This is a genomic window from Halopiger xanaduensis SH-6 (assembly GCF_000217715.1).
Lineage (GTDB): Archaea > Halobacteriota > Halobacteria > Halobacteriales > Natrialbaceae > Halopiger > Halopiger xanaduensis.
Genome location: NC_015666.1, coordinates 571,479 through 597,043, shown reverse-complemented (window position 1 = coordinate 597,043; position 25,565 = coordinate 571,479). Strand labels below are relative to the sequence as shown.

The following is a 25,565-nucleotide window of genomic DNA, read 5'->3' as shown; positions in this document are numbered from 1 at the left end:
CGCCTGACTACGGTCGGGCGGTCCTTGGGTGTTCCTTTCCGATCTCGAGGCGTCGAAACCTGCTTCGGGTCATGTCTCGCCGCCGAACGGCCGCGTTTCAGTTTCGAACAACTGCGAGAGGAGCCGCTGCTGAGCCAGCCGGAGGTGGCGGTTGACCGTCGGCTGGGTCACCTCGAGCAACTCGGCGACCTCCTCGCCGGTGCTCTCGCGGGGCCACTCGAAAAAGCCCGCGAAGTAGGCCGTCCGGAGCACCTCGAGTTGCCGCTCCGTGAGCGGGTCCAGTAGCGACGCGACCAGCTCCCGGCGAGTGTGGGTGTCCCGCTGGACGTGGCGCCGCGACCGGAGGTCGACGCTCGGGTAGCGGTCCGCGAGCATCTCGACGAACTCGCGGACGTCGGTTCCGGGCGGCACGTCGGCCGTGACGACGGTTCGGTCGCCGTCGGCTGCGATCGAGCGCGGGCTGGCGCCGTGGCGGACGAGCCGCGAGGCGAGCACGTCGCCGGCGACGGTCGCCTCGACGAGCCAGCCGTCGTCCGTCGCGGCGATCACGCGGTAGTCGGTGACGGCAACGAGGTCCTCGAGGACGTCGCGGGCGGCGGACGCGCCGTCTTCCGCGTCACCGGTGTCGGCGGCGTCGTCAGTCTCCGCCCCTTCGATCTCGAAGAACAGCAGCGCCTCCTCCTCGGAACTGGTGCTCAGTCCCTCGTACGCGACCCGTGCGTCGGCGCCCTCGGCGATCCGGGACAGCACGTCGTCCGCGTCCGAGAACTCGAGCGTGAGTTCGACGACCGACTCGGCGTGTAGCGCCTCCCGCGTCTGCACCGCGTTGATCGCGTTCGCGATCCCCTCGCCGAGTTCCGCGAACACCGTCCGCTCGAGGTCCGTGAACGCGTCGGGTTCGTCGGCGTAGACGGCCAGCACGCCGTAGCCGTACTCCTCGAACTCGAGCGGGACGGCGACGGCCGACTGCAGCCCCTCGTTGAGTGCGGTCGTTCGCCACGCCCCCTCCTGCAGGTCGTCGACGACGTTTTCGACCACCGTCGGCGTCTCGGTGCGGGCGGTCCGGACGGCCGGCTCCGTTCCCGACGACAGGTCCAGCGAGACCGCGTCCAGATACTCGGGGCTCGTGCCGGCCCACGTCCGAGGCTCGAGCGTCGTCTCGCCGGGATCGGCGGCGCCGATCCACGCGAACGCGATGTCGTCGGCCTCGACCAGCCGCTCGGGGACGGTGCGTTCGATCTCGTCGCGGCTCTCGGCGCCGATCAGCGACCGGTCGATCCGCCGGATGAGGTCCGTAATCGAAATCTGGCGCCTGAGCCGGCGGTTGCGCGCCTCGAGTTCCGCGTCCCGCTCCCGCAGGCTCGCCTCGCTCTCGAGGCGGTCGAAGGCCGCTTCGACGGTCGCGACGAGCGTTTCGAACAGCCGTCGGGTCTCGTCGTCGATCGCCGCCGGCGGAGCCAGGAGAACGAACGCGCCGTGCTCGCCCAGCGGCACCAGCAATCCGCTCGAGGCGTCGTCGCCGAACAGCGGCGTTCCGCTGGCGCCGCTTCCGCCGTCGACGACCGTCTGCGTGCCCGTCACGTACGTGTTCCAGAGCAGGGAGTCGCCGCCGACCGCGACCGACGGCGCGCCGCCGGTTCGCTCCTCGAAGTCGCCGGCCGACGCGACCGGCTCGAACCGGTTGGTCTCGGCATCGAGCAGGTAGACGCCGGCGCTGGCCCCCTCGAGCAACTCGGTCGCCGTCTCCGCGGCCAGTTCGGCGACCGCCGGCTCCGTCGTCGCGTTGAGCAGCCGCCGAGCGGTCTCCGTGAGCGACTCGAGGGTCCGTTCGCGTTCCTTCTGCGCGGTGATATCCTGTAGCGCACCGCGGTAAGCGACGAGGTCGCCGCCCTCGTGGATCGGTTCGCCGATGGCTCGCACCCACTTGTTTTCGCCCGAATCGGTCCGGATCCGCGCCTCGAGTTCGTATTCCGTCTCGGTCTCGAGCGCCCGCTCGAGTTCCTCGCGGACGAGCGGTCGGTCGTCGGGGTGGTAGCACTCGATCGTCGTCTCGAGGTCCGGCTCGACGTCGCGGGACAGATCGTGGAGCCGGTACAACTCGTCGGACCAGATCGCGACCTGTGGCTCGTCAGTGACGTCGAGTTCCCACCCGCCGATGTCGGCCATCCGCTGGACTCGCTCGAGCAGGTTCGTCGTCCGCTCGAGTTCCCGCTCGTACTCGACGCGCTCGGTGACGTCGTTGAGGATGCCGACCATGCGCCGGCCGCCGTCGGCGTCGGTCACGAGCCGGCCGCGGGCGCCGATCCAGATCCAGTCGCCGTCCTCGCGGCGCATCCGGAACTCCGTCCGGTAGAGTTCGCGCTCCTCGACGGCCGCCTCGAGCGCCGCTTCCACGCGGTCGACGTCGTCGGGGTGGACGCGCCGCTCGAACGCCTCGTAGGTGCCCTCGAACGCCCCCGGCTCGAGCCCGACCAGCCGCTCCAGCGTCCCGCTCCAGTCGATCTCGTCGGTGTCGACGTTCCACTCCCAGAGCCCGGTGTTCGTCCCCTCGAGCGCCAGCTCGAGTCGACGTTTCGTCTCCTGGAGATCCTGTTCGCGTAGCTTGCGCTCGGTGATGTCGCGACAGATCGCCAGGAATCGGTTCTCGTCCTCCAGGTCGAGCCGAATCAGGTGGACTTCGATCGGGAACGTCGATCCGTCGCGGCGACGGAACCGGCCCTCGAACTTCCGCCGCTCGCCGACCGCCATTCCCTCGAGCAGTCCGAGCGCGTCGTCCGCGTCGAACAGTTCGTCGTACTTCCAGACTTTCGTTCCGAGCAGTTCGCCCTCGGCGTATCCCAGTTCGTCGGCGAAGCGCCGGTTCGCCTCGACGATCGTCCCGTCGGCGTCGACGACGTTGATGATGTCCGGGGAGTCGTCGAACAGCGCCTCGAGCCGCGCGGTCGTCGTCTCCAGCCGTCGCTCGCGTTCCTTGCGCTCGGTGATGTCCTCGAGCGCGCCCATGGTGCCGACGATCTCGCCGTCCGCGTCGCGGATCGGCGCGGCCGAGACGCTCACGTCGATCAGCGACCCGTCCTCGCGGCGCCGTTTCGTTTCGAGTCCGGCGATCGTCTCGCCCTCGAGCACGCGCTCGAAGATCGGCTGGTGGTCGTCGCGATCGTCGGGAACGATCGGCAGTGGGTCGTCCAGTACGTCGGACTCGCTCCAGCCGAAGATGCGCTCGGCCGCGGGGTTCCAGAGCGTCACGTTCTCGTCGCGATCGAGCGCGACCAGCGCCGCCGGCGACGCCTCGATGATCGCGTTGAGCCGTTCGTTGGTTTCCCGAAGCTCCCGCTCGCGCTCCTTGCGCGCGGTGATCTCTTGAATCGAGCCGCGAACGCCGACGATCTCGGTCTCGGAGTCGGCCGCGGTGCCGTCGTCGTAGATCGGCTCGCCGATCGTCCGGACCCACTGCCGATCGTCCGTCGCCGTTCGCATCCGCAACTCGAGTTCGTACGACTCCCCCCGCTCGAGGGCCCGGTCGATCGCCTCGCGGAGCCGCGGTCGATCCGCCGGATGGTAGTACTCGAGGGCGTCCTCGATACCGGGGTCGGTATCGGGATCGACGCCGTGGATGCGCGCCGTCTCGTCGGTCCACTGAACGTCGGGCGAGGCGCCGCGAACGTCGAGCTCCCAGGCGCCGACGCTCGTCAGCCGCTGGGCCTGCTCGAGGAGGTGCGTCGTCCGCTCGAGTTCGCGCTCGTAGCGCTTCCGGTCGGAGATGTCCCGGGCGATGCCGACCTCGATCTGGTTCCCGTCCGGGTCCTCGATTACCGACGCGACGAACTCGTGGGGGATCCGCTCGCCGTCTTTGGTCGTCAGGGGTGCCTCGACCCGGGTCTCGCCGGTCTCGAAGACCTCCGCTACCGACTCCTCGATCGCCGTTCGCGCGTCCGCGTCGAAGTACAGCGGTTCGTCCATCGCCTCGAGTTCGGCGTGGGAGTAGCCGGTCACGTCGGTGAGCGCGTCGTTCCAGCGCCGGAGCGACCTGTCCTCGTCGACCACGTAGAAGACGTCGTCGAGCGCGTCGAGCAGGTCGTCGGTGAACGTCCGCTGGCGCTCGAGTTCGCGCTCGTACGTCCGCCGGTCCAGTTCGTGGCTCACCCACCGCGTCGCGAGGTCGACGAACGTCCGCTCCGGGCCCGTAAACGGCTCGGTGCGCGGCTCGCGAGCGACGAAACAGAGGGTGCCGTACAGGTCGCCGTCGACCTCGATCCGCCCGCCGAGGTAACAGCCGACGTCCAGCTCCGCGTAGCTCGGCTCGTCCTCGTACCCTTCCGCGGGCGCGTTGTAAATCTCGAGGATGCCGTCGGCATCGATCGCGTGGCGACAGTACATCGTCGACAGATCGCTCTCCTCGGCTTCCTGCACGAGGTCGCTCCCGCGGGCGAACTGCACCGTGTATCGTTCGCGCTCGGGATCGATGCGGGAGACGAATCCCGCTTCGACGCCCAGGCGCTCGCAGCCGAGCTCGAGTACGCGGCGGATCTTCTCGTCGCCGCTCGCGGACGGGTCCGACGTGATGCGGTACAGCTCCGTCCGGTAGCGTTCGCTCTCGGCGAGGTGCCGTTCGCGGCGTTCGACCGCGCTCGTCAGGTCGTCGACGGCCGCTGCGAGGCGCTCGACCTCGTCGTTTCGGCGGGAGTCCGGGTCCTGCGCTGCTGGTTCGGATTCCGGTTCGGACTCGGACTCGGATTCGGGTTCAGCCTCGGGACCGAGTTCGGGCCCGACCGGAACCTCCGTGACCGGATCGGTACCGCGGTCGGTGATGTCGAGCCGGTCGACGTACGCTTCGACCTCGTTCGCGAGGCGCTCGACGGTCGTTCGATCCGATTCGTCTCGAGCGGCAAGTCCAAGGACGCCGGGCACGGGAAGCAGTTCGGTCCCGACGGCGTGGCTGCTGCCCGCGGCGACCAGCCCGAGTACGCCCGCGACGATGGCGATCATGCGGTAGCACTCCCGTCGCTCGAGACAATCCGCTCGAGGCCGAGCCTCGGTCATGGTGGCAATACGTGGCGATCGGGAGTTATACGTTCGCCCGTTCACGCAAAAATATTCGTCTCGAACCGATAGTCTCGATTCCGCGAACCGATTGCGGCGCCGGTAGCCGGTCCGAAGCGGTCGGTCCGTCGACCTTCTATACACGTAGCGTCTCGTAACCGCCGGACGTAACGTGTATAACGATCAGGGGGATGGTCGCCGCGCGCCTCCGGACGACTATGCCCGAATCCACGCTCGACGTCGCTCACGACTCGCCCAGTCTCCGGATCGTCGACGCCCTCGCCGACGCAACCGACACCGATCCGCTCGAGCTCGATCCGCTCTACGACGTCGTCGATCCCGAAGCGCTGGACCGGTTCCTCGAGGCCGATCCCACCGGCGAAGCCACCGTGGCGTTCGGCTACGGCGGACACAGCGTCGAAGTTCGAAGCGACGGCGCCATCGCCATCGACGGGACGATCTACGATGAGTGCGTGTAAGCGCCGGAACGCAACCGCAGTTGCAACGATCGATCGAGACGGCAGTGGCGAGAATTACCCCCTGTTCTAATCCCGAAACGACAGCCGGAACCGACGCTCCAGACCATGCAAGAGTTCTCGACGACAGTTCTTCGCCCCGATCCGCGGACGCGACGCGCCGCCATCACGGTCCTCGTCGCGACCCACCGCCCGTCGCTCGGGCGAGCACCGGACCGACTCGAGGCGGCGTTGCGCGACGAGTGCGGCGACGAGATCGATCTTCGGGTCCTCCCGGCGTTCTCCACGGCGGAATCGACGGCGCCGCTCCTCGAGCGACTGGCCGACGCGGACTGTCTCGTTCTCGAGCACGCCGCGTCCGGGATGCCGGCCGCGGACGCCGTCGCCGTCCTCGAGCGCGTCCGCGATCGGTATTCGTCGCTCCCGGTGATCGTCGTCTCGGATGCGTCGACTGACGAGGGGACGACGACCGTCACCGACGCCGTCCGAGCCCACCGGTTGATCGACGGCGTTCGAGCGGGCGCCGTTCTCGCGGCCGATTCCGATGCCGACGCCGACGTCGACGCCAACGCTAGCGATCCCCGGCCAGACCGCGACTACGAGCGCCTCGCCCGTCGTATTCGCTCGCTCGTCGATCGCAGTCAACTCAGTGACCTGTCGATGCGATTGCTCGCGGGAATCCAGCTTTCCCGAGACGCGATCGCCGTCGCCGGCCCCGACGGCCGACTCGAGGCCGCGAACTGCTGGTTCGCGGCCCAGTTCGGGTACGACCGCGAGACGCTGCGCGGGCGCTCCTGGACGGACTTTTTCACCGCCGACGCCGTCGCACACCTCGAGGCGACCGCGATTCCGACGGCGGCAGACGGGTGGCGCTGGACCGGCACCTGTACCGGCCGCCGACGGTCCGGCGAGCCGGTTCCGGTCCACGTTCGGCTCGCCGGCCTCGAGGACGGGAGTCTCGTCTTCGTCGTCGAAGCTGCCGCTACCGAGGACGACAACGGCGAGAGTGCTGACGGCGAGGAGGACGTAACTGCCGGTGATAGCACCGCCTGACTTGCCGCGTTAGAAGAACCCGAACTGGACGGCGGCGGCCGCCAGTAGTCCGAGGAGGGCAAGCCCCGCCACCCACGGCAGCCACCGCTCGCGCCGCGAGCGGAGGCGGACCGTTCGCACCTTCTTGATCTGCTTGATCCCGCCCTCGGAGCGGCACGTGAAAACGATCGGCAGCGAGTACGACCCCGTCGGGGCGGCCGCCCGCGTGTTGATCTCGAGGATGTACGACGGCCCGCCTCCGTCGGTCCCCTCGAGGGGCTTCCGCTCGAGGGCGTACTCCCCCGGGTCCCCGCGGTCGAGGGTCGTCGGGTGAACGAACGGTTCCGATTCCTCGTCGGCGTTCGCGACGTCGCTGTCGTCCGCGCCGCTCGCGTCGGCATCCGTCGCCGCTGTCGACGGTGTCGCCGTCTCGTTCGAACTCTGACGCACCGTCCCGGGATCCTCGAGGTCGATCAGTTCGTCGCGCTCGCCGTCGTAAAACACGCTGAGTTCGGTTTCGTCGACCCGCTCGAGTCCGGAGACGAAGATCCCCAGTTCGATCCGCTCGCCCGGCGAGAGCCGCGGGCGCTTGAGAAAGACGTCGAGGTCGTTCTCCGCGACTCGTCCGGCGCCCGCCACGGAGACGCCGACCTCGAGGTGGCCGTCGGCGTCGATCGTCGACCGCTCGAGCAGCGGCGAGATCGGATACTCGCCCGTCGACTCTCCGCCGCCGGCCGGTTTTCCCCTCGATCCCATCGATTGGCTGTACTATCTCGGAGGCTCGGTTTGAGCGCTTCGGCCGATTCAGCCGGCGCAGGGGACAGCCGACGGTACCGAAACGACGGCCGACCTTACGTTCCGTGGTCCCAGCTGTCCATGTAGTCGCGCTGGGTGTCGGTCAGCGAGTCGTGCTCGACGCCTTCGGCCTCGAGTTTGATCTCCGCGATCTCCTTGTCGAGTTCGTCCGGCACGTCGTGGACGCCGGGGCCGTACTCCTCGCCGTTCTCGAGCATCTCGCGGACGCAGACGGCCTGGACGCCGAAGCTCTGGTCCATGACCTCGACGGGGTGACCCAGCGAGACGGGCGCCGCGAGGTTCACGAGTCGGCCTTCGGCGATGACGTTCAGCCGGCGGCCGTCGTCCATCTCGTAGGCTTCGACGCCGTCGCGGGCCTCGTAGCGGTCGACCGCGAGGTCGTCCAGCGCGTCCAGATCGATCTCGATGTCGAAGTGACCCGCGTTCGCGAGCAGGACGCCGTCTTTCATCTGCTCGAAGTGCTCCTCGACGATGACGTCCCGGTTGCCGGTCGTCGTCAGGAAGACGTCGCCGACTTCCGCGGCTTCGTCCATCGGCATCACGTCGTAGCCCTCCATGTGGGCCTCGAGGGCGCGGCGGGGCTCGACCTCGGTGACGATGACGTTGGCGTTCTGGCCGGCGGCCTTCTTCGCGACGCCCTTGCCGCAGTAGCCGTAGCCCGCGACGACGACGTTCTTGCCGGCCCACGAGAGGTTCGTGGTCATCGCGATGGAGGCCAGCGAGGACTCGCCGGTGCCGTGGACGTTGTCGAACAGTCGCTTCATCGGCGTGTCGTTGACGGCGAAGACGGGGTACTCGAGGGCGCCGTCGTCGTCCATCGCGCGCAGGCGGTGGACGCCGGTGGTCGTCTCCTCGCAGCCGCCGACGATGCCGTCGATCAGTTCGGGGTAGTCCTCGTGGATCGCGGCGACGAGGTCCATCCCGTCGTCGACGGTGATCGTCGGCTCGTGGGCGATGACGGCCTCGATGGCCGCGTAGTACTCCTCGTCGTCGACGCCGCGCTTGGCGTAGCTGGTGATGTTCTCGTGGGTGTCAAGCGCCGCGCTCACGTCGTCGTGGGTCGAGAGCGGGTTGCAGCCCGTAACGGCGACTTCGGCGCCGCCCTCGGCCAGCGTCTCGACCAGCATCGCCGTCTTCGCCTCGACGTGCATCGCCATCGCGATGCGCTCGCCCTCGAAGGGCTGGTCGTCGACGAACTCCTCGCGAACGGACTCGAGGATGGGCATGTGCTGGGCGGCCCAGTCCATCTTGCGCCGGCCCTCCTCCCGGGCCGACTCGAGGTCCTCGAGTTGCTCGCTGATCGGCGGATAGTCGCTATCGATATCGAGCTCGGTCATGGGTCGACTGAGTGGGAGCGGGGCCAAAACGCTACCGAACCCGGCCGGCGACACCGGCACCCTCGGCGAGCGACGGCCGCTCGAGGGGACAAACGAGAATCGATCGGCGAACGTCGATAAAAACGAAAAACGAAACTGATCTGGTGGGTGTCGAGTGGGGGTGTGCGGGTCCGAAACCCGCGTTGGGGTGTCGATCGGTGCGGTCGTCAGCGCACGGCAGCCCCTGTTCCCGTCGGCTGCTCGTGCGCGTCGCCGCGCTCGATACCGGCGACGGAACGTGCCTCTGACACTGACAGCGCGCGGATCGATCGGTTTTCGTCGACCGGTATCGAGATCATCGTTGCGTTCGGTTCCGGGTCTCAGTTCGGTCCGGCGTGGTCCGGCGGACCGCCGCCGTTGCCGTTGCTGTTGCCGTTACCGCTGTTTCCGTCGTCACCATCGTCGTCCGACTCTTCGTCGCTGTCCGTATCGTCGCCCGATTCGTCATCGTCCGACGGTCCAGCGTGGTCCGGCGGTCCCTGCTTCTTGTCGTCGTCGCCGTCGCCGTCAGACTGGCCGGCGTGGTCCGGCGGCCCCTGCTTCTTGTCATCGTCGTCATCGTCACCCGGCGGGCCGGCGTGGTCCGGCGGACCGGCGTGATCGGGCGCGTTACCGGGGTTGTTCTCGACGACGAAGTCCGCCACCGCGAGGCCGAGCGGCCCGTCGGTCTCGTTGCGCTGCTGCTCGACGAACTGCGAGACCAGCGCGCCGAAGTTGTCGACCTCGAGTTCGCTCAGCGGCTCGAGGGTGGCGGTCGTCTCGGCGGTGGTGCCGTTGACCGTCGCGGTGATCGCCACGTCGACGCTCTCGTTACCGGTCGGCGCATCGAGGGTGACAGTACCGTCCTCGCCGGTAGTGTACGTGCCCGTATCCGCGTACGAGGCGTCTTCGCCGTCAGCGAGGGTTACGTCGACGGTCGCGTCTGCGACGGGTTCGTTATCGGCGTTCGCGTCCGTGACCGTCACGGTCGCGTCGGCGTCCTGTGCGACGTTGATCGCCGGCTCGACGCTGTCGTTCGCCGAAGCGTTGGATGCGGCGACCGTTGCGATGCCGCCGCCCGCGAACAGAACGGACAGCAGCAACGCTGTGGCCAGCATCACTGCGAGCGGTTTTGTGTTCCTCATCCGCTCGAGACATACAGGATTACGTGAATAAACCCCGCCGGCAGTTCGGACCGATTCGCCGATTCCAAAACTAACTCAGAAAAAGTTAAACAGTTTATCGAGGCGTCTGAGTGTTCAGTTCTCGATCAAACTTTCGCGATTATTGGGCGTTGCAGTCGCCTCACTCGTCGTCGCCGGCCCGGGCCGACAGCGCCTCGGCCGCCGCTTGAGCGCGTTCGCGAACCGCCGCTTCGTCGAGGGTCAGCACCTCGCGGTCGCGCATGAGCACCCGCCCGTCGCAGACCGTGTGGCGCACGTCGGCCGCCGCCGCGGCGTAGGCGAGGTGGCTCACGAGGTCGTGGCGGGGAGTAAGGTGGGCCTTCTCGAGGTCGATCACCGCGAGGTCGGCGGGCGCCCCTTCCTCGAGGCGGCCGCTCTCGAGGCCGATCGCGTCGGCGCTGCCGGCGGTCATCATTTCGGCGACCGCTTCCGCCGGCACCGCCGCGGCGTCGGCGGCGGCGAGTTTGCCGAGCATGGCGGCGTCGCGGGCCTCGTCGAGCATGGAGAGGTCGTTGTTCGAGGCCGCGCCGTCCGTGCCGAGTCCGACGGTGACGCCGGCGTCGCGCAGCCGCTGGACCGGCGCCATGCCGCTTGCGAGTTTCATGTTCGAGGCGGGACAGTGGATCACGCTCGTCCCCGCCTCCGCGAGCAACTGGATCTCGCTCTCGTCGACGTGGACGCCGTGGGCGACGAAGTCCTCGGGCTCGAGCATCCCGCGCTCGGCGGCGTAGGCGAGCGGGCGGACGCCCTCCTCCTCGACGATCGGCGCGACCTCGTCTTCGGTCTCGTTGGCGTGGTAGTGGATCGGGACGCCGGCGTCGCGGGCCTTCGGGACGAACTCCTCGAGGTACTCGGTCCCGACGGTCGTCAGCGAGTGGGGCATGAAGGCTGTCGAGATACGGCCGTCCGCGGCGCCGTCGTACTCGCGGGCGACCTCGAGGCTCGTCTCGGCGTCCGCGCGGGCGCCCTCGTCGTCCTTGGCGACCGTGACGATGCCGTGGCCGAGGCGAGCGCGCAGGCCGGCCTCCTCGACCGCGGCGGCGATCTCGGGCACGTCGAAGTACATGTCCGCGAAGGCCGTCGTCCCGGACTTGATCATCTCGAGGAGCCCGAGTTCGGCGCCGGTACGGACGTCCTCGGCGGTCAGTTCACCCTCGGCGGGCCAGATGTCCTCCTGGAGCCACGCGTCCAGCGGCTTGTCGTCGGCGTAGCCCCGCAGCAGGCTCATCGCGACGTGGCAGTGGCCGTTGACGAAGCCCGGCGTCACGAGCGAGCCCTCGGCGTCGAGGGTCTCGTTGCCCTCGCCCGCGAGGTCCGATCCGATCTCGAGGATTTCGCCGGCGTCCTGATCGACAAGTACGTCCGCGCGCGTCACCGTCGCGTCGGGTCGCAGCACCCGGCCGCCGGTGATCGAAAGCGTCGTCATGGACCGTGGTTTCGCCCCGCCGGGCCTTATAGTGTCGATTCTCGACGTCGATCGGGCGAGGAACTCGAGCGGCGGGTCGATCACCCACCGTCGTTTCGACTGGAACCTTCGAGCGGTTTTCGAGCCGGCCAACGGTCGGCGGCTTTATTTCCCCGTTCGGATAACGAGATGACATGAACGGACCCGAGGACGGCGCGACCGACGACGGCTCCGGCCGCAACCCGGGCGGCGACGAGGCCGAGGGCGAGGGTGGGGACGGAGACGGCGGTTTCGAGTTCGGTCCCGACCGCCAAACCGTTCCCGACGAACGGGACGGCGCCGGTACGAATCGAACGGCGACCGGCGAGGATGCGGGGATCGCCGTCGATCTCGCGGACGGCGACGACCGGACGGCCGAGCCATCGGGGACGGGGCCCGGTGCCGAACCGACCGCCTCGAGTGTCGGTACCGGCCCTGACCCGGCTACCGTGCGCACGTGGTCGACGCTCCTGTTCGCGCTCGCGGTGGCGGCGTTCGGGACGGCAGTCGTCACCGTTGCGACTACCGGCGATCCGGCTCCCGCCGCCGGCGCGGGAGCCCTCGGCGTCGTGTTCGGCGCGGTCGGCGCCGCCGCTCGGTCGGGACGGACCCGACTCGTCGCCGCTCTGGCGGCCGGCTGGGACGAATACCGCCGCTCCGTCTGGTTCGCGACCGGGCTGTTCGCGATCGGCACCGTCGGCGGCATCGCGCTCCTGCTCGCCGGTTACGACCTGCTCGAGATGGTCGCCGAACTCTTCGAGGAGATGCTCTCCGAGGTCGAGGATGAGACGGGCGGGATCGAACTGACCGCCACGTTCTTCATTCTGAACAATTCGCGCGCGTTCCTGATGGCGATCGCCGGCGCGCTGACGCTCGGCTTACTCACGGCGTTCGTGATGGTCTTCAACGGGATCATCATCGGCAACATGGGCGCTTCGATCGGGCAGAGCGTCGGTCTCGACTACATCCTCGTCGGGCTGGCTCCCCACGGCATCTTCGAACTCCCCGCGCTGTTTATCGCCGCCGGCGTCGGCTTCCGGATCGTCTACCGGTTCGGGGAGCGCCTCGTCGGCTCGCGGGACGCCTTCTTCACGAAACCGTACCTCGCCCGCACCGCCGCGCTGATCGCTTTCGGCTGGCTGCTGCTGGTACTGGCGGCGTTCGTCGAGGCCTACGTCACGACGGCGCTGCTCGAGGCGCTGTTCGCCGACCGACTCGCGGAAATGGGCGGGACGACCGTCCCGTAATTTTCACGCGTATGGAGAAGACGATCACAATATCGGGCAAATCGATCGCGTACCTCCTCCACGCGGTCACGCTGTCCATGTTGGTACTGTTCATCTTTATACTGGTACGGACTGACCGTCCCGCTAGCGTCCCGTTAGCCGTCTTTTTTGCGTCCGTGGTACTCGCAATGGTCGTCGGCCTGTGGCGGTGGAAGACCGGGAGGGACGGAGACCACCTCGGTACGGCCGGAGACCTCGTGTACGATCCGCTCGCCCCCGGGCAAATGGCGAAAGAAAGATGGCTGCAGTCGGTTCGCCGCCTCCCCGGCGCGGACGTCGAGGGCGACGAGGAGGAGAACGACGACGAAGGCGAGGCGGCGTGATTGCTCGGCGGTCCGTCCGAGCGCTCGGCGGTATCGTCGACGAACAGCGATCGCGTCTCGAGCGCACGCTTGGCGTGGCCGCTACCGAACTGTTCGATACGATCGCCGCCGAACCACTCTCTGCTCCGATTCTACGGCCGGTCCCGCTCGAGAAAGCTCGGCCGCCGGACGCGCTCGGTGCTGTCGTCCGGCAGCGTATCGATCCGATACCCCTGTAGCGAGGTCGGGAGACCGCTGCGATCGCCGTCTCCCTCGTCGGCGTCCTCGGCCTCGAGTTCCGACCGGGGGGCGACCAGCGGCGTGAGATCGGTGAGTTCGTCGGCTAAGCGTTTTCGGAGCTGTCGGCCGTCGTCGACTTCCGGCTCGAGTTGCCGGACGCGCTGGCGGCCCTTCCGGTAGGCCAGGTCGACGAACCGGCGATCGTAGGCCCTCTCGACTGCGTCGGCGAGCCGCTCGCGTTCCTCGGGGTGGTCCTCGCCGAGACACTCGGCGACGCCGAGCGCGAAGGCGCGGCGCAGCGCCTCGTCGCGGTCCTCGAGCGTCTCCCAGTCGGTGCCGAAGGTGCGTTCGTACATTCTAACTCTGGATCTTCTGGTCCGGATGCACCCGAAGCCCGCGGTCGGTGAACTCGAGGTGGTGGATGTCGCAGTCGATTTCCGTCCCGCGCATCTTGATGAGCTGGAGCCCGCGGGTCATGCCGCCCGACTCGAGGTAGTTGTGCATGAACAGGACGCCGTGGGCGAGGTAGTGGCCGTCGGAGTAGGATGTCGGATCGGTCATCTCGGAGACGACCAGCACCGTCGCGTCGGCGCGTTTGAGCTTCGACAGGAACGTGATCAGCTGGTCGACCTCGTCGGAGAAGTAGTACTCGAGCAGCATCGTCGAGTCGATGACGACCCGCTCGACGCCGTTCGATTCGATATAGGAGACGAGTTTGTTCGTGAGATTCTCCACGTTGTCGGGGCCGTCGCTGCCGCCGCGGGACGACGAGGAGAAGAACCGCTTGGTCTCGCTCGCGAAGACGTCCATGAACTTCATCTGGCCCGCGTTGACGGCCTGATCGAAGCCGAACTGGAACGACGACATGTCCGCGACGAGTTCCTGCTCGGACTCGTGCATGCTCACGTACAGCCCCGTTTCGCCGTTGAACGCGCCCTTGGTGAGAAACTGCGCGCAGAAGGTCGTTTTGCCGCTCCCCGGCGGGCCGCTCACGATGTAGAGCCGGTCCCGCAACAGCCCGCCGTCGACTAACTCGTCGAACCCCGGGACTCCCGTGGAGAGTCGCATCGTTAAATCCAGGGTAGTCGTCGAATAAATAGATTCCGCAGTGGTGTAATATCGATAACTAGTGTTATTGTACACGAGCGTCAGTTTGACTGTCGGATCGGTGCACTCGATTCGACGGCGCTTCGGATTCACAGGCTGGGGCTGGTCGAACCGTTCGATTCGTAGTTCTGGACGCGGAATATTCCGATCCTCGTAGTGACAACCCGCTTAATCGCGTCTCACGTACGTTCTCGTCAGCGAGCGGCCCGCCCGCGTCGCTCTCGGCAGGACGTCGCCAGTCGGTGAATTACGGGGCCGCGGCGCCTACTCGAGTGCACGACGGCCAGGTCGCGCCGCTCGAGAAGACAGTCAATCCGAACCGACGACTTATGCCCGAGACCACTCCCGACGACGCCGACCGCGCGGCCGGGCCGGCCGCTGCTCGAGATGTACAGGACAGCGATCGGACGACGCCGACCGATAGCTACTGCTCGTGCTGTCGGGTCTGTAACTGCTACCGCGACGCGTCGGAACCGAACGAACACGGCGACCGCGATGAGCGCCACGGCGGTAGTGGTGGTGGGGACCACGAGTCCGGCCACGAACGCGACCACGACGACGGTACTCACGTCGACCACTCCGATCACGAGGACATGTTCAAGCGGCGCTTTTTCGTCTGTCTCGCGCTCGCGCTGCCGGTGCTGTACTACAGCCCGATGTTCCAGGCGTGGTTCGGCTACGCGGCGGTGACGTTCCCCGGCAGCGAGTACGTCGGGCCAATCCTCGGCGTCGCGGTCTTCGCCTACGGCGGAGTTCCGTTCCTCCGGATGGGCGCCGTCGAGGTCCGCAACCGCGAGCCCGGGATGATGCTGCTGATCTCGCTGGCGATTACCGTCGCCTTCGGCTACAGCCTCGCAGCCGTCGGCTTCGGTCTCGGCGAGCCGTTCTTCTGGGAGCTCGTGACGCTAATCGTCATCTTCCTGCTCGGCCACTGGATCGAGATGCGGTCAGTCCGGCGGGCCTCGGGCGCGCTCGACGAACTCGCCGAACTGATGCCCGACACCGCCGAGCGGATCGCTAACCCCGAAACGGGCGAGACCGAGGAAGTGGCCGTCGACGACCTCGAGGAGGGTGACCTCGTGCTCGTCCGCCCCGGCGCCAACGTCCCCGCGGACGGCGTCGTCGAGTCCGGGGAGTCGAACGTCAACGAGTCGATGGTGACCGGCGAGTCGAAACCGGTCTCCAAGGAATCCGGCGACGAGGTCATCGGCGGGACGACCAACCGGGACGGCAGCCTGCGGGTGCGCGTCTCGGCGACGGGCGAGGAGACGGCGCTGGCGGGAATCGTGCGGCTGGTCGAGGAGGCCCAGCAGAGTCGCTCGCGCACGCAAGTGTTAGCCGACCGGGCCGCGGGGTGGCTCTTCTACGCCGCGCTGGGCGCCGCGGCGGTGACGGCCGTCGCCTGGTCGATCGCGATCGGCTTCGGCCTGCCGGTCGTCGAGCGCGTCGTCACCGTTCTCGTCATCGCCTGCCCGCACGCGCTCGGGCTGGCGGTCCCGCTGGTCGTCGCCATCAACACCTCCATGGCCGCGCGCAACGGAATGCTCGTCCGCGATCGGATCGCGATGGAGCAGGCTCGCAACCTCGATACGATCGTCTTCGACAAGACCGGGACGCTCACCGAGGGCGAGCAGGGCGTCGTCGACGTCGCGACGGCTGACGAGTGGACCGACGACAATGTTTTGGCGCTCGCGGCCGCCGTCGAGCGCGACTCCGAACACATGATCGCCCAGGCTATCCGCGAGGAAGCCCAGGACCGAGACCTCTCGGTGCCGGACGTCCACGGGTTCGAGGCCCTCGAGGGCCGCGGCGTCCGGGCGACGATCGAACCCGAGGCCGTGCCGGCCGCGGCGTCTGACGGCGTCGGTTCGGACTCGACCGATTCGAGTGCCTCGAGCAATCGTAGGGCTGGATCGGCCGAGCGCGACGGCCACGCCGTCGCCGTCGGCGGCCCGAACCTCCTCCGCCATCTCGAGGTCGAACCCGGCGCCGACCTCGAGCGCTTCGCCGACGAAGCGGGGTCGCGCGGCGAGGGCGTCGTCTACGTGCTCCGCGACGAGCGAGTCGTCGGCGCCGTCGCGCTGGCGGACGTGATCCGCGAGGCGAGTTACGAGGCGATCGACGCGCTCCACGAGATGAGCGTCGAGGTCGCAATGTTGACCGGCGACGACGCAGACGTCGCCCACAGTGTCGCGGACGAACTCGGTATCGACACCGTCTTCGCGGAGGTGCTGCCCGAGGACAAAGACGTGAAGATCCGCGAGTTACAGGAGCAGGGTCACCTCGTCGCGATGGTCGGCGACGGGGTCAACGACGCCCCCGCGCTCACTCGCGCTGACGTCGGGCTCGCCATCGGTTCCGGGACGGACGTCGCGGTCGAATCGGCCGACGTGGTCCTCGTGGAGAACGATCCGCGCGACGTCGCCCGACTCGTCCGCCTGAGCCGGAAGAGCTACCGGAAGATGCAGGAGAACATCGCCTGGGCGGCCGGCTACAACGTGTTCGCCTTGCCGCTGGCGGCCGGGATTCTGGCGCCGATCGGCATCGTGCTCTCGCCCGCGGTCGGCGCGGTCCTCATGTCCGCGAGCACGGTGATCGTCGCGATCAACGCGCAGTTGCTTCGACGGGCGGATCTGTCGGTCTGATCGGTCTCAACCCTTCCTTTCGGAAGCCTCCGTTATCCGCCAGACAGCACTAATCCGGTCCCGATCAGCGTACAAACCCCTCCCAACCCTCGGAAGAACAGCTTTCCAGCGTCAGACAGCGCATCCTCGCTGAGAAGGCCGAGAAACCAGAACCGCAGCGCTCGTTCGGGCCAGAGAAATCCGGCTGTACCGACGAGAAAGAGCAAGACACCAGCGATGACTTCCATATCGTATTACTCCGACAACAAAATATAAAGGATTGTGTAGCTCGAGTCGAAAACGTCTCAGCGACTTATTCCTCGAATACCCGTTTCGATCCAGCCTCGCCCGAATGAAAAGACAATTCCCGTCTCGTCGTCAATACCTCGATAATGCGAATCGCCGTTCCCAACAAGGGCCGCCTGCACGAGCCGACGATCGACCTCCTAGAGCGGGCGGGGCTCCATCTCGAGAACGGTGCCGACCGCAAACTCTACGCCGATACCGTCGACCCCGACGTCTCCGTCCTCTTCGCCCGCGCGGCGGACATTCCGGAGTACGTCGCCGACGGCGCGGCCGACCTCGGAATCACGGGCTACGATCAGGTCCGGGAGGCTCGCGTCGACAACGTCTCCGAACTGCTGGATCTGGAGTTCGGCCGCTGCCGGCTCGTCCTCGCCGCCCCCGAAGACGGCGATATCGAGTCGGTCGCGGACCTCGAGGGCGGCACCGTCGCCACCGAGTTCCCGAACATCACCGCGGATTTCTTCGCCGACACCGGCGTCGAGCCCGACATCGTCGAGGTTTCGGGTGCGACCGAACTGACCCCGCACGTCGAGATGGCCGACGCCATCGTCGACATCACGAGCACCGGGACGACGCTGAAGATGAACCGGCTGGCCGTCGTCGAGGAGGTGCTCGCCAGCTCCGTCCGGCTGTTCGGCCGTGAGGACGTCCTCGAGGAGCCGAAGGTCGACGAAGTTCGGACGGCGCTGTCGTCGGTCAAGCAGGCCGAGGGCAAGCGGTACCTGATGATGAACGTCCCCGAGGACCGGCTCGAGACCGTCCGCGACGTGATTCCGGGGATGGGCGGGCCGACGGTGATGGACATCGCCGACGAGAACGGCGACGATGGCAAGGTCGCCGTTCACGCGGTCGTCGACGAGCGCGACGTCTTCGAGACGATCACCGAGGTGAAAAAGGCCGGCGCCAGCGACGTATTGGTGAACGAAATCGAGCGGTTAGTCGAGTAAGCACGCCGGCCGGCACCGGCGCGACGGTCGGCGCGGACGTCGGTCGGTGCCGGTATCGGTGGTTTTGCGGCCGGTCGTCGCGGTCGATCTCGATCCCCCTTCTCGCCCTTCCGATCGGTCGAAATCGCAGTTACGCGGGCTCGGCCGGTGCGTTCCCGTCGACCGGGTCTCCCTCGAGATCGGACTTGATCGCGGGGAGGTCCCTGCCGCGCGAGACGACGCCCCGCTCCCGATCGTAGGCGACGAGTCCGCACGACTCGAGCAGCGGCAGGTGCGTTCGGCACAGCGAGACGTAGATGCGCTGGCGCAGTTCCAGCAGCGTGGTGACGATCGTCGGGTCGTCCTCGGCGTCGGCGAGAACGCCCGCGAGCGTCTGTACGGGGATCCGCTCGTCTTCGTCGGCGTCGAGCAGTCGCCGCAGTACCGCTCGTCGCCGGTCGCTCTCGAGCGCGCGACGGCGCTGGACGGTGGTGGGCGGCCGGGCGTTACCGAGGATCGCTCCGCGAGGAACGGTGGTGTTCGATCCCGCCTGGCGTCGATCCGAGTGAGTCGTCATGGACAGGCTTGGTTACCGAAACCGACCCGATAAACGCGAGCGCTCGTTTCGACGGTGCCCGCCGCTTTCGATCAGTCTCGGCGAATTCAACGCCGTGAACGGTCCCAAACCGGGCTCGAATCCCGCTGAATTCGATCCGAACCGTTCGGTAGCCGCCGAACGGTCCCGACCCAGCCCACCGAAACCACTATACGACCTTGCGGAATGCCATCTATTAGCACGAAATGGTTCATCGTCCGGAGCGAGTGCTGCTGACCGTCCTCGACGAACGGGGACCGACGAGAGTGACGGCGCTCGCGACCGAACTCGATACCCATCCGATCACGATCACCCAGTACTGCGACGACCTCCAGTCCGACGGCTACGTCTACCGCGTGTCGGCGGACGTCTACGCCATCTCCGAAGCCGGACGCGAGCGGCTGGCATCGCTCGCGGAATGACGCGACGAGGAAACCGATTCGATCCGACCCGGATCGAATCGAACTGGATCGAACTGAACCGGATCGAGCCGAACCGGACCGAGCCGAACCGCGAACGACCGAATCCGGATCTATCGCCGGACGTCCTGCGACCGTCCGGGAGTCGCGTTCAGTCCTCGACCGGCGGCCAGTGCCACGCGTCGGCCTTCACGATACCCAGCAGTTTGCGGCGGCGTTCGGTGTGATCCTCGAGCGCGTCGGCGAACGCCTCGTCCGAGACGGTCGGAATCCCGTCCTCGCGAAGTCGATCGAGGTCCGGTTCGGGCGGGACCTCGTCCGCGGGATCGATGAAGGCGGTATCGAGCGTGTCCAGGTAGCTCTGAACGCTCGAGCGGGCGTCCGTGACGAGCGTCTGATTCGGCCCCTCGTCGTCGGGCATGCCGTACTCGTAAATCGTCAGCGCCTCGTCCATGATGGGCACGGCCATCGCCGACGCTCGCTTCCCGCGCTCGCTGTGGTAGTAGTGGAGGATGGGGTAGGACTTGTGCTGGTCCGCGAGCAGGGAGAGATCCGACGAGAGCGACTCGAGGGGTAACTCGAGGCCGCGGAATCGCTCGTCTTCGCCGGCCCAGCTCGTCCGGACGAACGCCTCGCTGCGCTCGCCGAGGCCGGTAACGTCGCTGGCGAACGAGCGCTTTTCCGAAACCGCGCCGATCACCGCGATGATGTAGGAGATTCCGAGGGTAACGTAGGCCATCCCCGTCGCCGTCGTGAACGAACTGGCTATCTCCCAGACGTCTCTGGTCGGGGTGTAGTCGCCGTTGCCGTCGGTGAACATCGTGTACGCGACGTAGTAGAACCGACCCGGCCAGTCGGCCGGCGCGCCGGTCCGCGTACTGACGAGCGCGATCGGGCTGCTGGCGAACACGAGCGTCCACCCGAGCCAGAGCAGCCCGATCCACATCACGAGCGTGAGCACGAGGATGAGCGGTCCGGCGATGCTGAGCACCCGCGAGCGGTCGCTACTGACGCGTCGCAGGCCGTGCCAGACGAGCGTCGTCAGCCGGCCCGAGAGCGGCCCGGAGCCGCCGTCGACCCAGAGCGTCGTCCAGATGATGTCCACGGTCGTCGCAACGAGCAGTACGAGTCCTGCGAGGAGGAACAGCGGTTGCATTTCCCTTCCGTACCCGTACGTCGGGCAGGCCCGTCAACGGTCGGCCGGCGAGACGAGGGATTGCTTAGAACCGATGACGATCGGCCGCGCAGTCGAGTCGGCGGCCGCCGCCGAACGACGGACTCGAGACGGGACGAGCGGCGGCTGGAGGAGGGCTCGAGTTGCGACCGACGAGCGGTGGTCAGTGATCGGTGATCGCGACCGGGACTGACGACCGATTGCCAGAGTCCGTTTCGGCGGCGTCGACACTCGAGAGGGCGCGAACGAACGCCGGCTAAGGGCGTTACTCGAGCAGGCCGAGGTCCTCGAGTCGGGAGACGATCTTGTCGACGGCGTGCTCGGCGTCTTCGGGCTTCTTGCCGCCGGTGATGACGAGCTTGCCCGACCCGAACAGCAGGGCGACGACCTCGGGGTCGTCGAGGCGGTAGACCAGTCCCGGGAACTGCTCGGGCTCGTACTCGATGTTCTCGAGGCCGAGGCCGATCGCGATCGCGTTCAGGTTGAGGTTGCGGCCGAGGTCGGCCGAGGTGACGATGTTCTGAACGACGATCTCGGGGTCCTCGTTGACCTGAATCTGGAGTTCACGGAGCTTGTCGAAGACGATACGCAGGCTCTCGTGAACGTCGTCGGTACTCTTCGCGCCGGTACAAACGATCTTCCCCGACCGGAAGATCAGTGCGGCGGATTTGGGGTTTTGGGTTCGGTAGACCAGCCCGGGGAACTGCTCGGGGTCGTAGTCGGCCCCCTCGAGGTCCATCGCGACGCTCTGGAGGTCGAGTTCCTGGCCGATACCGGTCGACGCCACCACGTTTTCGATGTTGATGGTATCCTTCGGATCCGTCATTAGTCGCTTAAAAAGACGTATTTAAGGCTTATAAAGGTTGGTGCCGCCGCATGATATATCCGGTTCGTTCGACGGTCACGGAACCGAATACGTTCCGCAGCACGCCCGAGCGGCCGTCGCGCCGGCACCGCGACGATCGACCCGCGGTCCCGCGGTTCGCGGAAAGCGGTAGGCTCATACTCGCCCCGCGGCGACGACCGAACGTGTACCTGCTCGAGCTCGGCGGCGAGGACGACGCCTTCGCGGCCTACGAGGCGGAAAGCGCCGCGACCGGCGTGCGACGGATTGCGCCGGGCCTCGCCGTCGCGCGCGGGATCGCCCCCGAGCGCGTCCGCGGCCTCGCGTACACCCACCGCGCCAGCGAGCTTATCGGTCGGACCGACGCGGACGTAGAGAGCGCGCGGGCGCTGCTCGAGGCTGCGTCGATCGACCGTGACCGCGACGCGACGGTTGCAGTCCGATCCACCGATGTCCACGGCTCGACCGGCGTCAGCACCGAGCGGGCTGAACGGGAACTCGGCCAAGTGCTGGTCGATCGCGGCTTCTCCGTGGATCTCGAGGCTCCCGATCACCTCCTGCGGGTCGCCTTTTCGGAAGGGCGGCTCGAGGGCACGACCGACCCCGCGGACAATTCCGCCGTGCGCGACGAATCCGACGCTCGAGGCGGCGAGCGCGTCTCGATCTGTGCCCTCGGCTGGCTCGCGGCCGAGAGCGTCCGCGATTTCGGCGCTCGCGCGCCCACGGACAAACCTTTCTTCCAGCCCGGCAGCATGGATCCGCTGCTCGCGCGCGCGGTCGCGAACGTCGCGGGCGCACGCACCGGGCGCACGATACTGGATCCCATGTGTGGCACCGGCGGCGGCCTCGTCGAGGCCGGCCTCGTCGGCGCGGACGTGATCGGTACCGACGCCCAGCGAAAGATGGCCGAAGGGGCCCGCGAGAACCTCGCGCACTTCCTCGAGTCCGACGACCCGTCGCCGACGGGCGTCGAGCGCGGTTCCTGGCACGTCGGCCGCGGCGACGCCACCCGGCTCCCGCTCGCCGACGACGCGGTCGACGGCGTCGTCTTCGACGCGCCCTACGGCCGGCAGTCGAAGATCGACACCCACCGCCTCGAGGACTTAGTTGCCAGCGCGCTCGCCGAAGCCCGCCGCGTCGGCTCCCGGGCCGTCGTCGTCGCCGATCGGTCGTGGCGGAGCGAGGCTCGGGAGGCCGGCTGGGAACTCGCCGCGTCGTTCGAGCGCCGCGTCCACCGGTCGCTGACGCGGTACGTGCTGGTGCTCGAGTAGCGCGAGGGAGTTTCACGGTTCTGCCGGAATACTACTCGGCCGATTCGTTCGGCGTGCTGCATCGGCCGAGCAGCAGACCTGCGAATCTCAGGTTCCGAGGACTGACCGCGAGTCGCGGCCGATCGGCTGGTGACTCGTCGGCGCGGTCGCCTATCAACTCGAGAAACGGCGCGACGTCGTCGAAGTTCGGTTCCGTCGAACTGTCTGCGTCTCGGGTCCCGGCGCTCCGTACCGACTGCAAGGCATACCTCTCGAGTTTGACAAACGGACCGTGAATTAATCGCCCGAGCGGCCTTTATTCGACTCCGCGTCGTACCATCGGGTATGGTCTCAATTGACGAAGAACGAGCCGAAGCTGAGGCTCTCGACCGACTCCAAGAGCTCGGGTTGTCCCAGTACGAAGCGCAGACGCTGATCAACCTCCTTCGGCTCGGTACGGGAACCACGCAGGACATTACCCGCGTCAACGGTGTTCCCCGCACTCGCGTGTACGAAGCCACCGAGCGGCTCCACGAGCTGGGCTTTATCGACATCCAGCACACGACGCCGCGGAAGTTCACGATAATCTCGGAGGAGACGATCATCCGCATGCTCAACACCCAACGTGAAAACACGATCACCGAACTTGCGGAGTGTTTTGAGGCGATCGGGCCGGCCCAACCGCAACGCGAACAGTTCGGCGTCTGGACGGTGACCGGTCGGGAGGCGGTCGCGTCTCGCGTCGACGAGTTCATCGCCGACGCGGACGAGCAAATCGTCTACATGACCGTCGACGAGTTACTCACCGACGAGCATCTCGAGCAGCTTCAGGACGCCGACGATCGAGGCGTAGAGATCTACCTCGCGGGAATTTCGGACGATGTTCAGGATCAAATTCACGAAACAGTACCGTCGGCCGAACTGTTCGAAACCTTGTGGGAATGGCGGGATACGCCCGCCGGGAGCCTATTGATCACTGACGAAGAGACGGCGCTCGTCAGCGCCCTCGCGAATGGTTCCGGCGGCGCTACTGAGATCGAAGAAACGGCGATCTGGGGCGCAGGCGATCGAAATAGCCTCGTCGTCGTCCTTCGAGCGATCTTTACGTGGCGACTCGACGGTGAACGAGCAGCGTGAATGCACATCGGTCTCCGCTTAAAGTCACAGTACAGTTACGGAGTTGATCGGCAGCGGCGGATCGCGGGTAACGACACCCGAGCGAGCGGCGGGCGCGGGTCACCGTCTCCGTTCCTATCGACCACTGTCGGCGTTGCTCGAAGGCGACGAGTTGGCTGTCCCAGCAGGACTTCTGAGACCCCTCTCCATTCGAGGGTTTCAACGGGTCGGTTCCGTAGCAGCGACGAACGCTTCAGTAATCCGCCTCGAGCGCTCGTTCCCGAAGCGCCGCGCCCTCGTCGGTTTCGACCGTCAGGTCCGGGACGGGAACGGGCGTGCCGTCCGCGTCGATCGCGACGAAGGTGAACGACGATTCGGTCGTCTTCTCCGTCTCGCCGCTGCGGGGCTCCTCGCGCCAGGCCCGCAGTGCCACGTGGACGCTGGTTCGACCCTCGTCGTAGACGTAGGCTTCGACCAGCGCCGTGTCGCCGATCCGGATCGGTCGCTCGAAGTCGAGTTCGTTCACCTGCGCGGTGACGCAGGTTTCGCCGGCGAAGCGCATCGCCGACATCGCGCCGACCTCGTCGAGCCACTTCATGAGGTTCCCGCCGTGAAGCGTATTATTGTTGTTCGCGTGGTTCGGTTGGACGCGAAAACGGTTCTTGATGTGCGTCTCGAGGACGTTCGGCATACGCCGGTGTTCGCACGAGGCCGTGAAGAAAGCCTGCCTGACCTATGAGATAGCCGACGTTTATTGACCGGCTCCTCGTAGCGGCTCGCGTGGCTCGAGACCGGCAGCGACCGACGTCGCCCCGCTGGGTTCGCGCCGTGCTGGTCGGACTGCTGGGGGCGCGATGGCGCGGCTCGAGAATCGAACTGAGTGACCGGTGGGCGGGAGACGGTTGCCGTCGGACCGGCCGCACCGGTCAGGCGTCTCGCCCTAGCTCCGCCAGCAGGTGCGAGACGTGGATCCGGTCGCTCGTCCCCTCGTGCAACTCGAACTCGATGTCCGCAGCCAGTCGATGAATGCGGGCCAACTTCTCGCCCTGGTAGCGCTTGCGCCCGATCCGAAGAATCGCATCGAGCACCTCCTCGCCGTCCAGTCCTTCGTCGACGAGCAGGTCGTCGAGCGTGCTCCGGGCGTCCGTAAACTCGCCCGCCTCGGCATCGTCGAGCATCGACTCGATCTCGTCGTCCAGACCGACCTCGCCGAGCGTCTCGTAGGCCGCGTTCATCGTCAGTTCGCCCTCGTCCTCGACGGTCGTCTGGGCGCCCAGAATCGCCTGTCGGAGGTTGCCGTCCGCGTAGTTGGCGACGAACTCGAGGCCGTCGGCGTCGTAGTCGACGTCCTCGGCCTCGAGGATACGCTCTAAGACGGCGACGGTCTCGTCGGTCGTCGGCGAGCGGACGGAGACGGGGAAACACCGCGAGCGGATCGGCGGGATCAGCTTCGTCGGCTGGCGCGTGGCGACGATAAACTGGGTCGTCCGGTGGTGTTGCTCCATGATCCGGCGCAGGGCCTGCTGGAAGTCCTCGCGGACGTCCTCGGCGTTGTCCAGCAGGATCGTCTTGTACTCGCCCGAGACCGACGAGTAGCTGGCGGACTCCTTGAGCACGCGGTTGATCATGTCTCGCTTGGACATCGAGGAGCGGCCGACGAGGAACTGCGCGAACCGGGGGTCGTTCTTGATCTCGGTCTTCGTCCGGCCGAAGAAGTCGGCGACGTTGATCTCGATCAGGTCGTTGTCCGGATCGACGTGTGCTTCGCGAGCCAGCGCGCGCGCCGCCGCCGTCTTCCCGCTGCCGGGCGGCCCCTGGAGCAGGAGGTTGATCGGTTCGTCGACGGCCCGCTCTAAGTACTCGCGAACGTCGTCCTGGGGCAACTCCGCCAGTTCGGGAGCGTGCGTATCGGTCCACAGCGGCGCGTCCATCGACCGCCGGTAGGAGCGGCGCGGGTAAGAATCGGTCGATTGTTCGATCGGCTCGAGGCGGCCCGCGGTCCGCGGTGTGCGGTGTGCAGTACGCGGCG

At 67.2% G+C, this 25,565-nt stretch carries 22 protein-coding genes; 9 read left to right on the top strand and 13 right to left on the bottom strand.

Going from position 1 to position 25,565, the window contains the following annotated elements:
- Positions 1-69: 69 nt before the first annotated feature.
- The gene (locus tag HALXA_RS02875; protein ID WP_013878801.1) at positions 70-5,040 is read right to left on the bottom strand and encodes a PAS domain S-box protein; all 4,971 of its coding nucleotides are present in this window, start codon (positions 5,038-5,040) and stop codon (positions 70-72) included.
- Between the two features lie 218 nt (positions 5,041-5,258).
- Between HALXA_RS02875 and HALXA_RS02870 the strand changes: the two genes are divergently transcribed.
- Positions 5,259-5,519: a HalOD1 output domain-containing protein gene (locus HALXA_RS02870; RefSeq protein ID WP_049895389.1), complete on the top strand. Its 261-nt coding sequence runs from the start codon at positions 5,259-5,261 to the stop codon at positions 5,517-5,519.
- 105 nt (positions 5,520-5,624) lie between these two features.
- Positions 5,625-6,569: a PAS domain-containing protein gene (locus HALXA_RS02865; protein WP_013878799.1), complete on the top strand. Its 945-nt coding sequence runs from the start codon at positions 5,625-5,627 to the stop codon at positions 6,567-6,569.
- A gap of 9 nt (positions 6,570-6,578) precedes the next feature.
- Here HALXA_RS02865 and HALXA_RS02860 read toward each other — a convergent pair whose 3' ends face one another.
- From HALXA_RS02860 to HALXA_RS02845, 4 genes are all read right to left on the bottom strand, one after another.
- Entirely contained in the window at positions 6,579-7,304 is a 726-nt protein-coding gene (locus tag HALXA_RS02860) for a hypothetical protein (protein ID WP_013878798.1), read from the bottom strand.
- Positions 7,305-7,399: 95 nt separating this feature from the next.
- Positions 7,400-8,701 carry an adenosylhomocysteinase gene (locus tag HALXA_RS02855; RefSeq protein WP_013878797.1) on the bottom strand — a complete coding sequence of 434 codons (1,302 nt, stop codon included), beginning with the start codon at positions 8,699-8,701 and terminating at the stop codon, positions 7,400-7,402.
- Positions 8,702-9,060: 359 nt separating this feature from the next.
- On the bottom strand, positions 9,061-9,864 hold the full coding sequence (locus HALXA_RS02850) for a prealbumin-like fold domain-containing protein (RefSeq protein WP_013878796.1): 804 nt from the start codon (positions 9,862-9,864) through the stop codon (positions 9,061-9,063).
- A gap of 160 nt (positions 9,865-10,024) precedes the next feature.
- A complete protein-coding gene (locus tag HALXA_RS02845) occupies positions 10,025-11,329 on the bottom strand; it encodes an amidohydrolase (RefSeq protein ID WP_013878795.1) in 1,305 nt (434 codons plus the stop codon).
- Between the two features lie 173 nt (positions 11,330-11,502).
- Here HALXA_RS02845 and HALXA_RS02840 point away from each other — a divergent pair, with 173 nt between their 5' ends.
- Both HALXA_RS02840 and HALXA_RS02835 read left to right on the top strand, forming a co-directional pair.
- On the top strand, positions 11,503-12,594 hold the full coding sequence (locus HALXA_RS02840; RefSeq protein WP_013878794.1) for a stage II sporulation protein M: 1,092 nt from the start codon (positions 11,503-11,505) through the stop codon (positions 12,592-12,594).
- A gap of 11 nt (positions 12,595-12,605) precedes the next feature.
- Positions 12,606-12,956: a hypothetical protein gene (locus HALXA_RS02835; protein ID WP_013878793.1), complete on the top strand. Its 351-nt coding sequence runs from the start codon at positions 12,606-12,608 to the stop codon at positions 12,954-12,956.
- Between the two features lie 131 nt (positions 12,957-13,087).
- On the opposite strand, the gene HALXA_RS02830 is transcribed toward HALXA_RS02835, so the two are convergent.
- Both HALXA_RS02830 and HALXA_RS02825 read right to left on the bottom strand, forming a co-directional pair.
- The gene (locus tag HALXA_RS02830; protein WP_013878792.1) at positions 13,088-13,531 is read right to left on the bottom strand and encodes a hypothetical protein; all 444 of its coding nucleotides are present in this window, start codon (positions 13,529-13,531) and stop codon (positions 13,088-13,090) included.
- Position 13,532: 1 nt separating this feature from the next.
- Positions 13,533-14,243: an RAD55 family ATPase gene (locus HALXA_RS02825; RefSeq protein WP_013878791.1), complete on the bottom strand. Its 711-nt coding sequence runs from the start codon at positions 14,241-14,243 to the stop codon at positions 13,533-13,535.
- Between the two features lie 368 nt (positions 14,244-14,611).
- Here HALXA_RS02825 and HALXA_RS02820 point away from each other — a divergent pair, with 368 nt between their 5' ends.
- Complete coding sequence (locus HALXA_RS02820; RefSeq protein WP_013878790.1) at positions 14,612-16,927, top strand: heavy metal translocating P-type ATPase; 2,316 nt, start codon at positions 14,612-14,614, stop codon at positions 16,925-16,927.
- Between the two features lie 32 nt (positions 16,928-16,959).
- On the opposite strand, the gene HALXA_RS02815 is transcribed toward HALXA_RS02820, so the two are convergent.
- Positions 16,960-17,154 carry a hypothetical protein gene (locus HALXA_RS02815; protein ID WP_013878789.1) on the bottom strand — a complete coding sequence of 65 codons (195 nt, stop codon included), beginning with the start codon at positions 17,152-17,154 and terminating at the stop codon, positions 16,960-16,962.
- 144 nt (positions 17,155-17,298) lie between these two features.
- Between HALXA_RS02815 and hisG the strand changes: the two genes are divergently transcribed.
- Positions 17,299-18,159 (top strand): ATP phosphoribosyltransferase, encoded by an 861-nt coding sequence (gene hisG, locus HALXA_RS02810; protein WP_013878788.1) that lies wholly within the window; start codon positions 17,299-17,301, stop codon positions 18,157-18,159.
- Between the two features lie 130 nt (positions 18,160-18,289).
- Here the strand turns inward: hisG and HALXA_RS02805 are convergent, their stop codons facing one another.
- Positions 18,290-18,715: a DUF7344 domain-containing protein gene (locus tag HALXA_RS02805; protein ID WP_013878787.1), complete on the bottom strand. Its 426-nt coding sequence runs from the start codon at positions 18,713-18,715 to the stop codon at positions 18,290-18,292.
- A 224-nt stretch (positions 18,716-18,939) separates the two neighbouring features.
- Here HALXA_RS02805 and HALXA_RS02800 point away from each other — a divergent pair, with 224 nt between their 5' ends.
- The gene (locus HALXA_RS02800) at positions 18,940-19,155 is read left to right on the top strand and encodes a MarR family transcriptional regulator (protein WP_013878786.1); all 216 of its coding nucleotides are present in this window, start codon (positions 18,940-18,942) and stop codon (positions 19,153-19,155) included.
- 148 nt (positions 19,156-19,303) lie between these two features.
- Here HALXA_RS02800 and HALXA_RS02795 read toward each other — a convergent pair whose 3' ends face one another.
- Together HALXA_RS02795 and HALXA_RS02790 are read right to left on the bottom strand one after the other, a co-directional pair.
- The gene (locus tag HALXA_RS02795; protein WP_013878785.1) at positions 19,304-20,308 is read right to left on the bottom strand and encodes a potassium channel family protein; all 1,005 of its coding nucleotides are present in this window, start codon (positions 20,306-20,308) and stop codon (positions 19,304-19,306) included.
- 283 nt (positions 20,309-20,591) lie between these two features.
- Positions 20,592-21,152 (bottom strand): TATA-box-binding protein, encoded by a 561-nt coding sequence (locus HALXA_RS02790; RefSeq protein WP_004267580.1) that lies wholly within the window; start codon positions 21,150-21,152, stop codon positions 20,592-20,594.
- 203 nt (positions 21,153-21,355) lie between these two features.
- Here HALXA_RS02790 and HALXA_RS02785 point away from each other — a divergent pair, with 203 nt between their 5' ends.
- On the top strand, positions 21,356-22,441 hold the full coding sequence (locus HALXA_RS02785) for a THUMP domain-containing protein (RefSeq protein ID WP_049895388.1): 1,086 nt from the start codon (positions 21,356-21,358) through the stop codon (positions 22,439-22,441).
- A gap of 324 nt (positions 22,442-22,765) precedes the next feature.
- Entirely contained in the window at positions 22,766-23,557 is a 792-nt protein-coding gene (locus HALXA_RS02775) for a TrmB family transcriptional regulator (protein WP_013878783.1), read from the top strand.
- 232 nt (positions 23,558-23,789) lie between these two features.
- On the opposite strand, the gene HALXA_RS02770 is transcribed toward HALXA_RS02775, so the two are convergent.
- Together HALXA_RS02770 and HALXA_RS02765 are read right to left on the bottom strand one after the other, a co-directional pair.
- Positions 23,790-24,227 (bottom strand): acyl-CoA thioesterase, encoded by a 438-nt coding sequence (locus HALXA_RS02770; RefSeq protein WP_013878782.1) that lies wholly within the window; start codon positions 24,225-24,227, stop codon positions 23,790-23,792.
- A gap of 235 nt (positions 24,228-24,462) precedes the next feature.
- Positions 24,463-25,467: an AAA family ATPase gene (locus tag HALXA_RS02765; RefSeq protein ID WP_013878781.1), complete on the bottom strand. Its 1,005-nt coding sequence runs from the start codon at positions 25,465-25,467 to the stop codon at positions 24,463-24,465.
- Between the last annotated feature and the right edge of the window lie 98 nt (positions 25,468-25,565).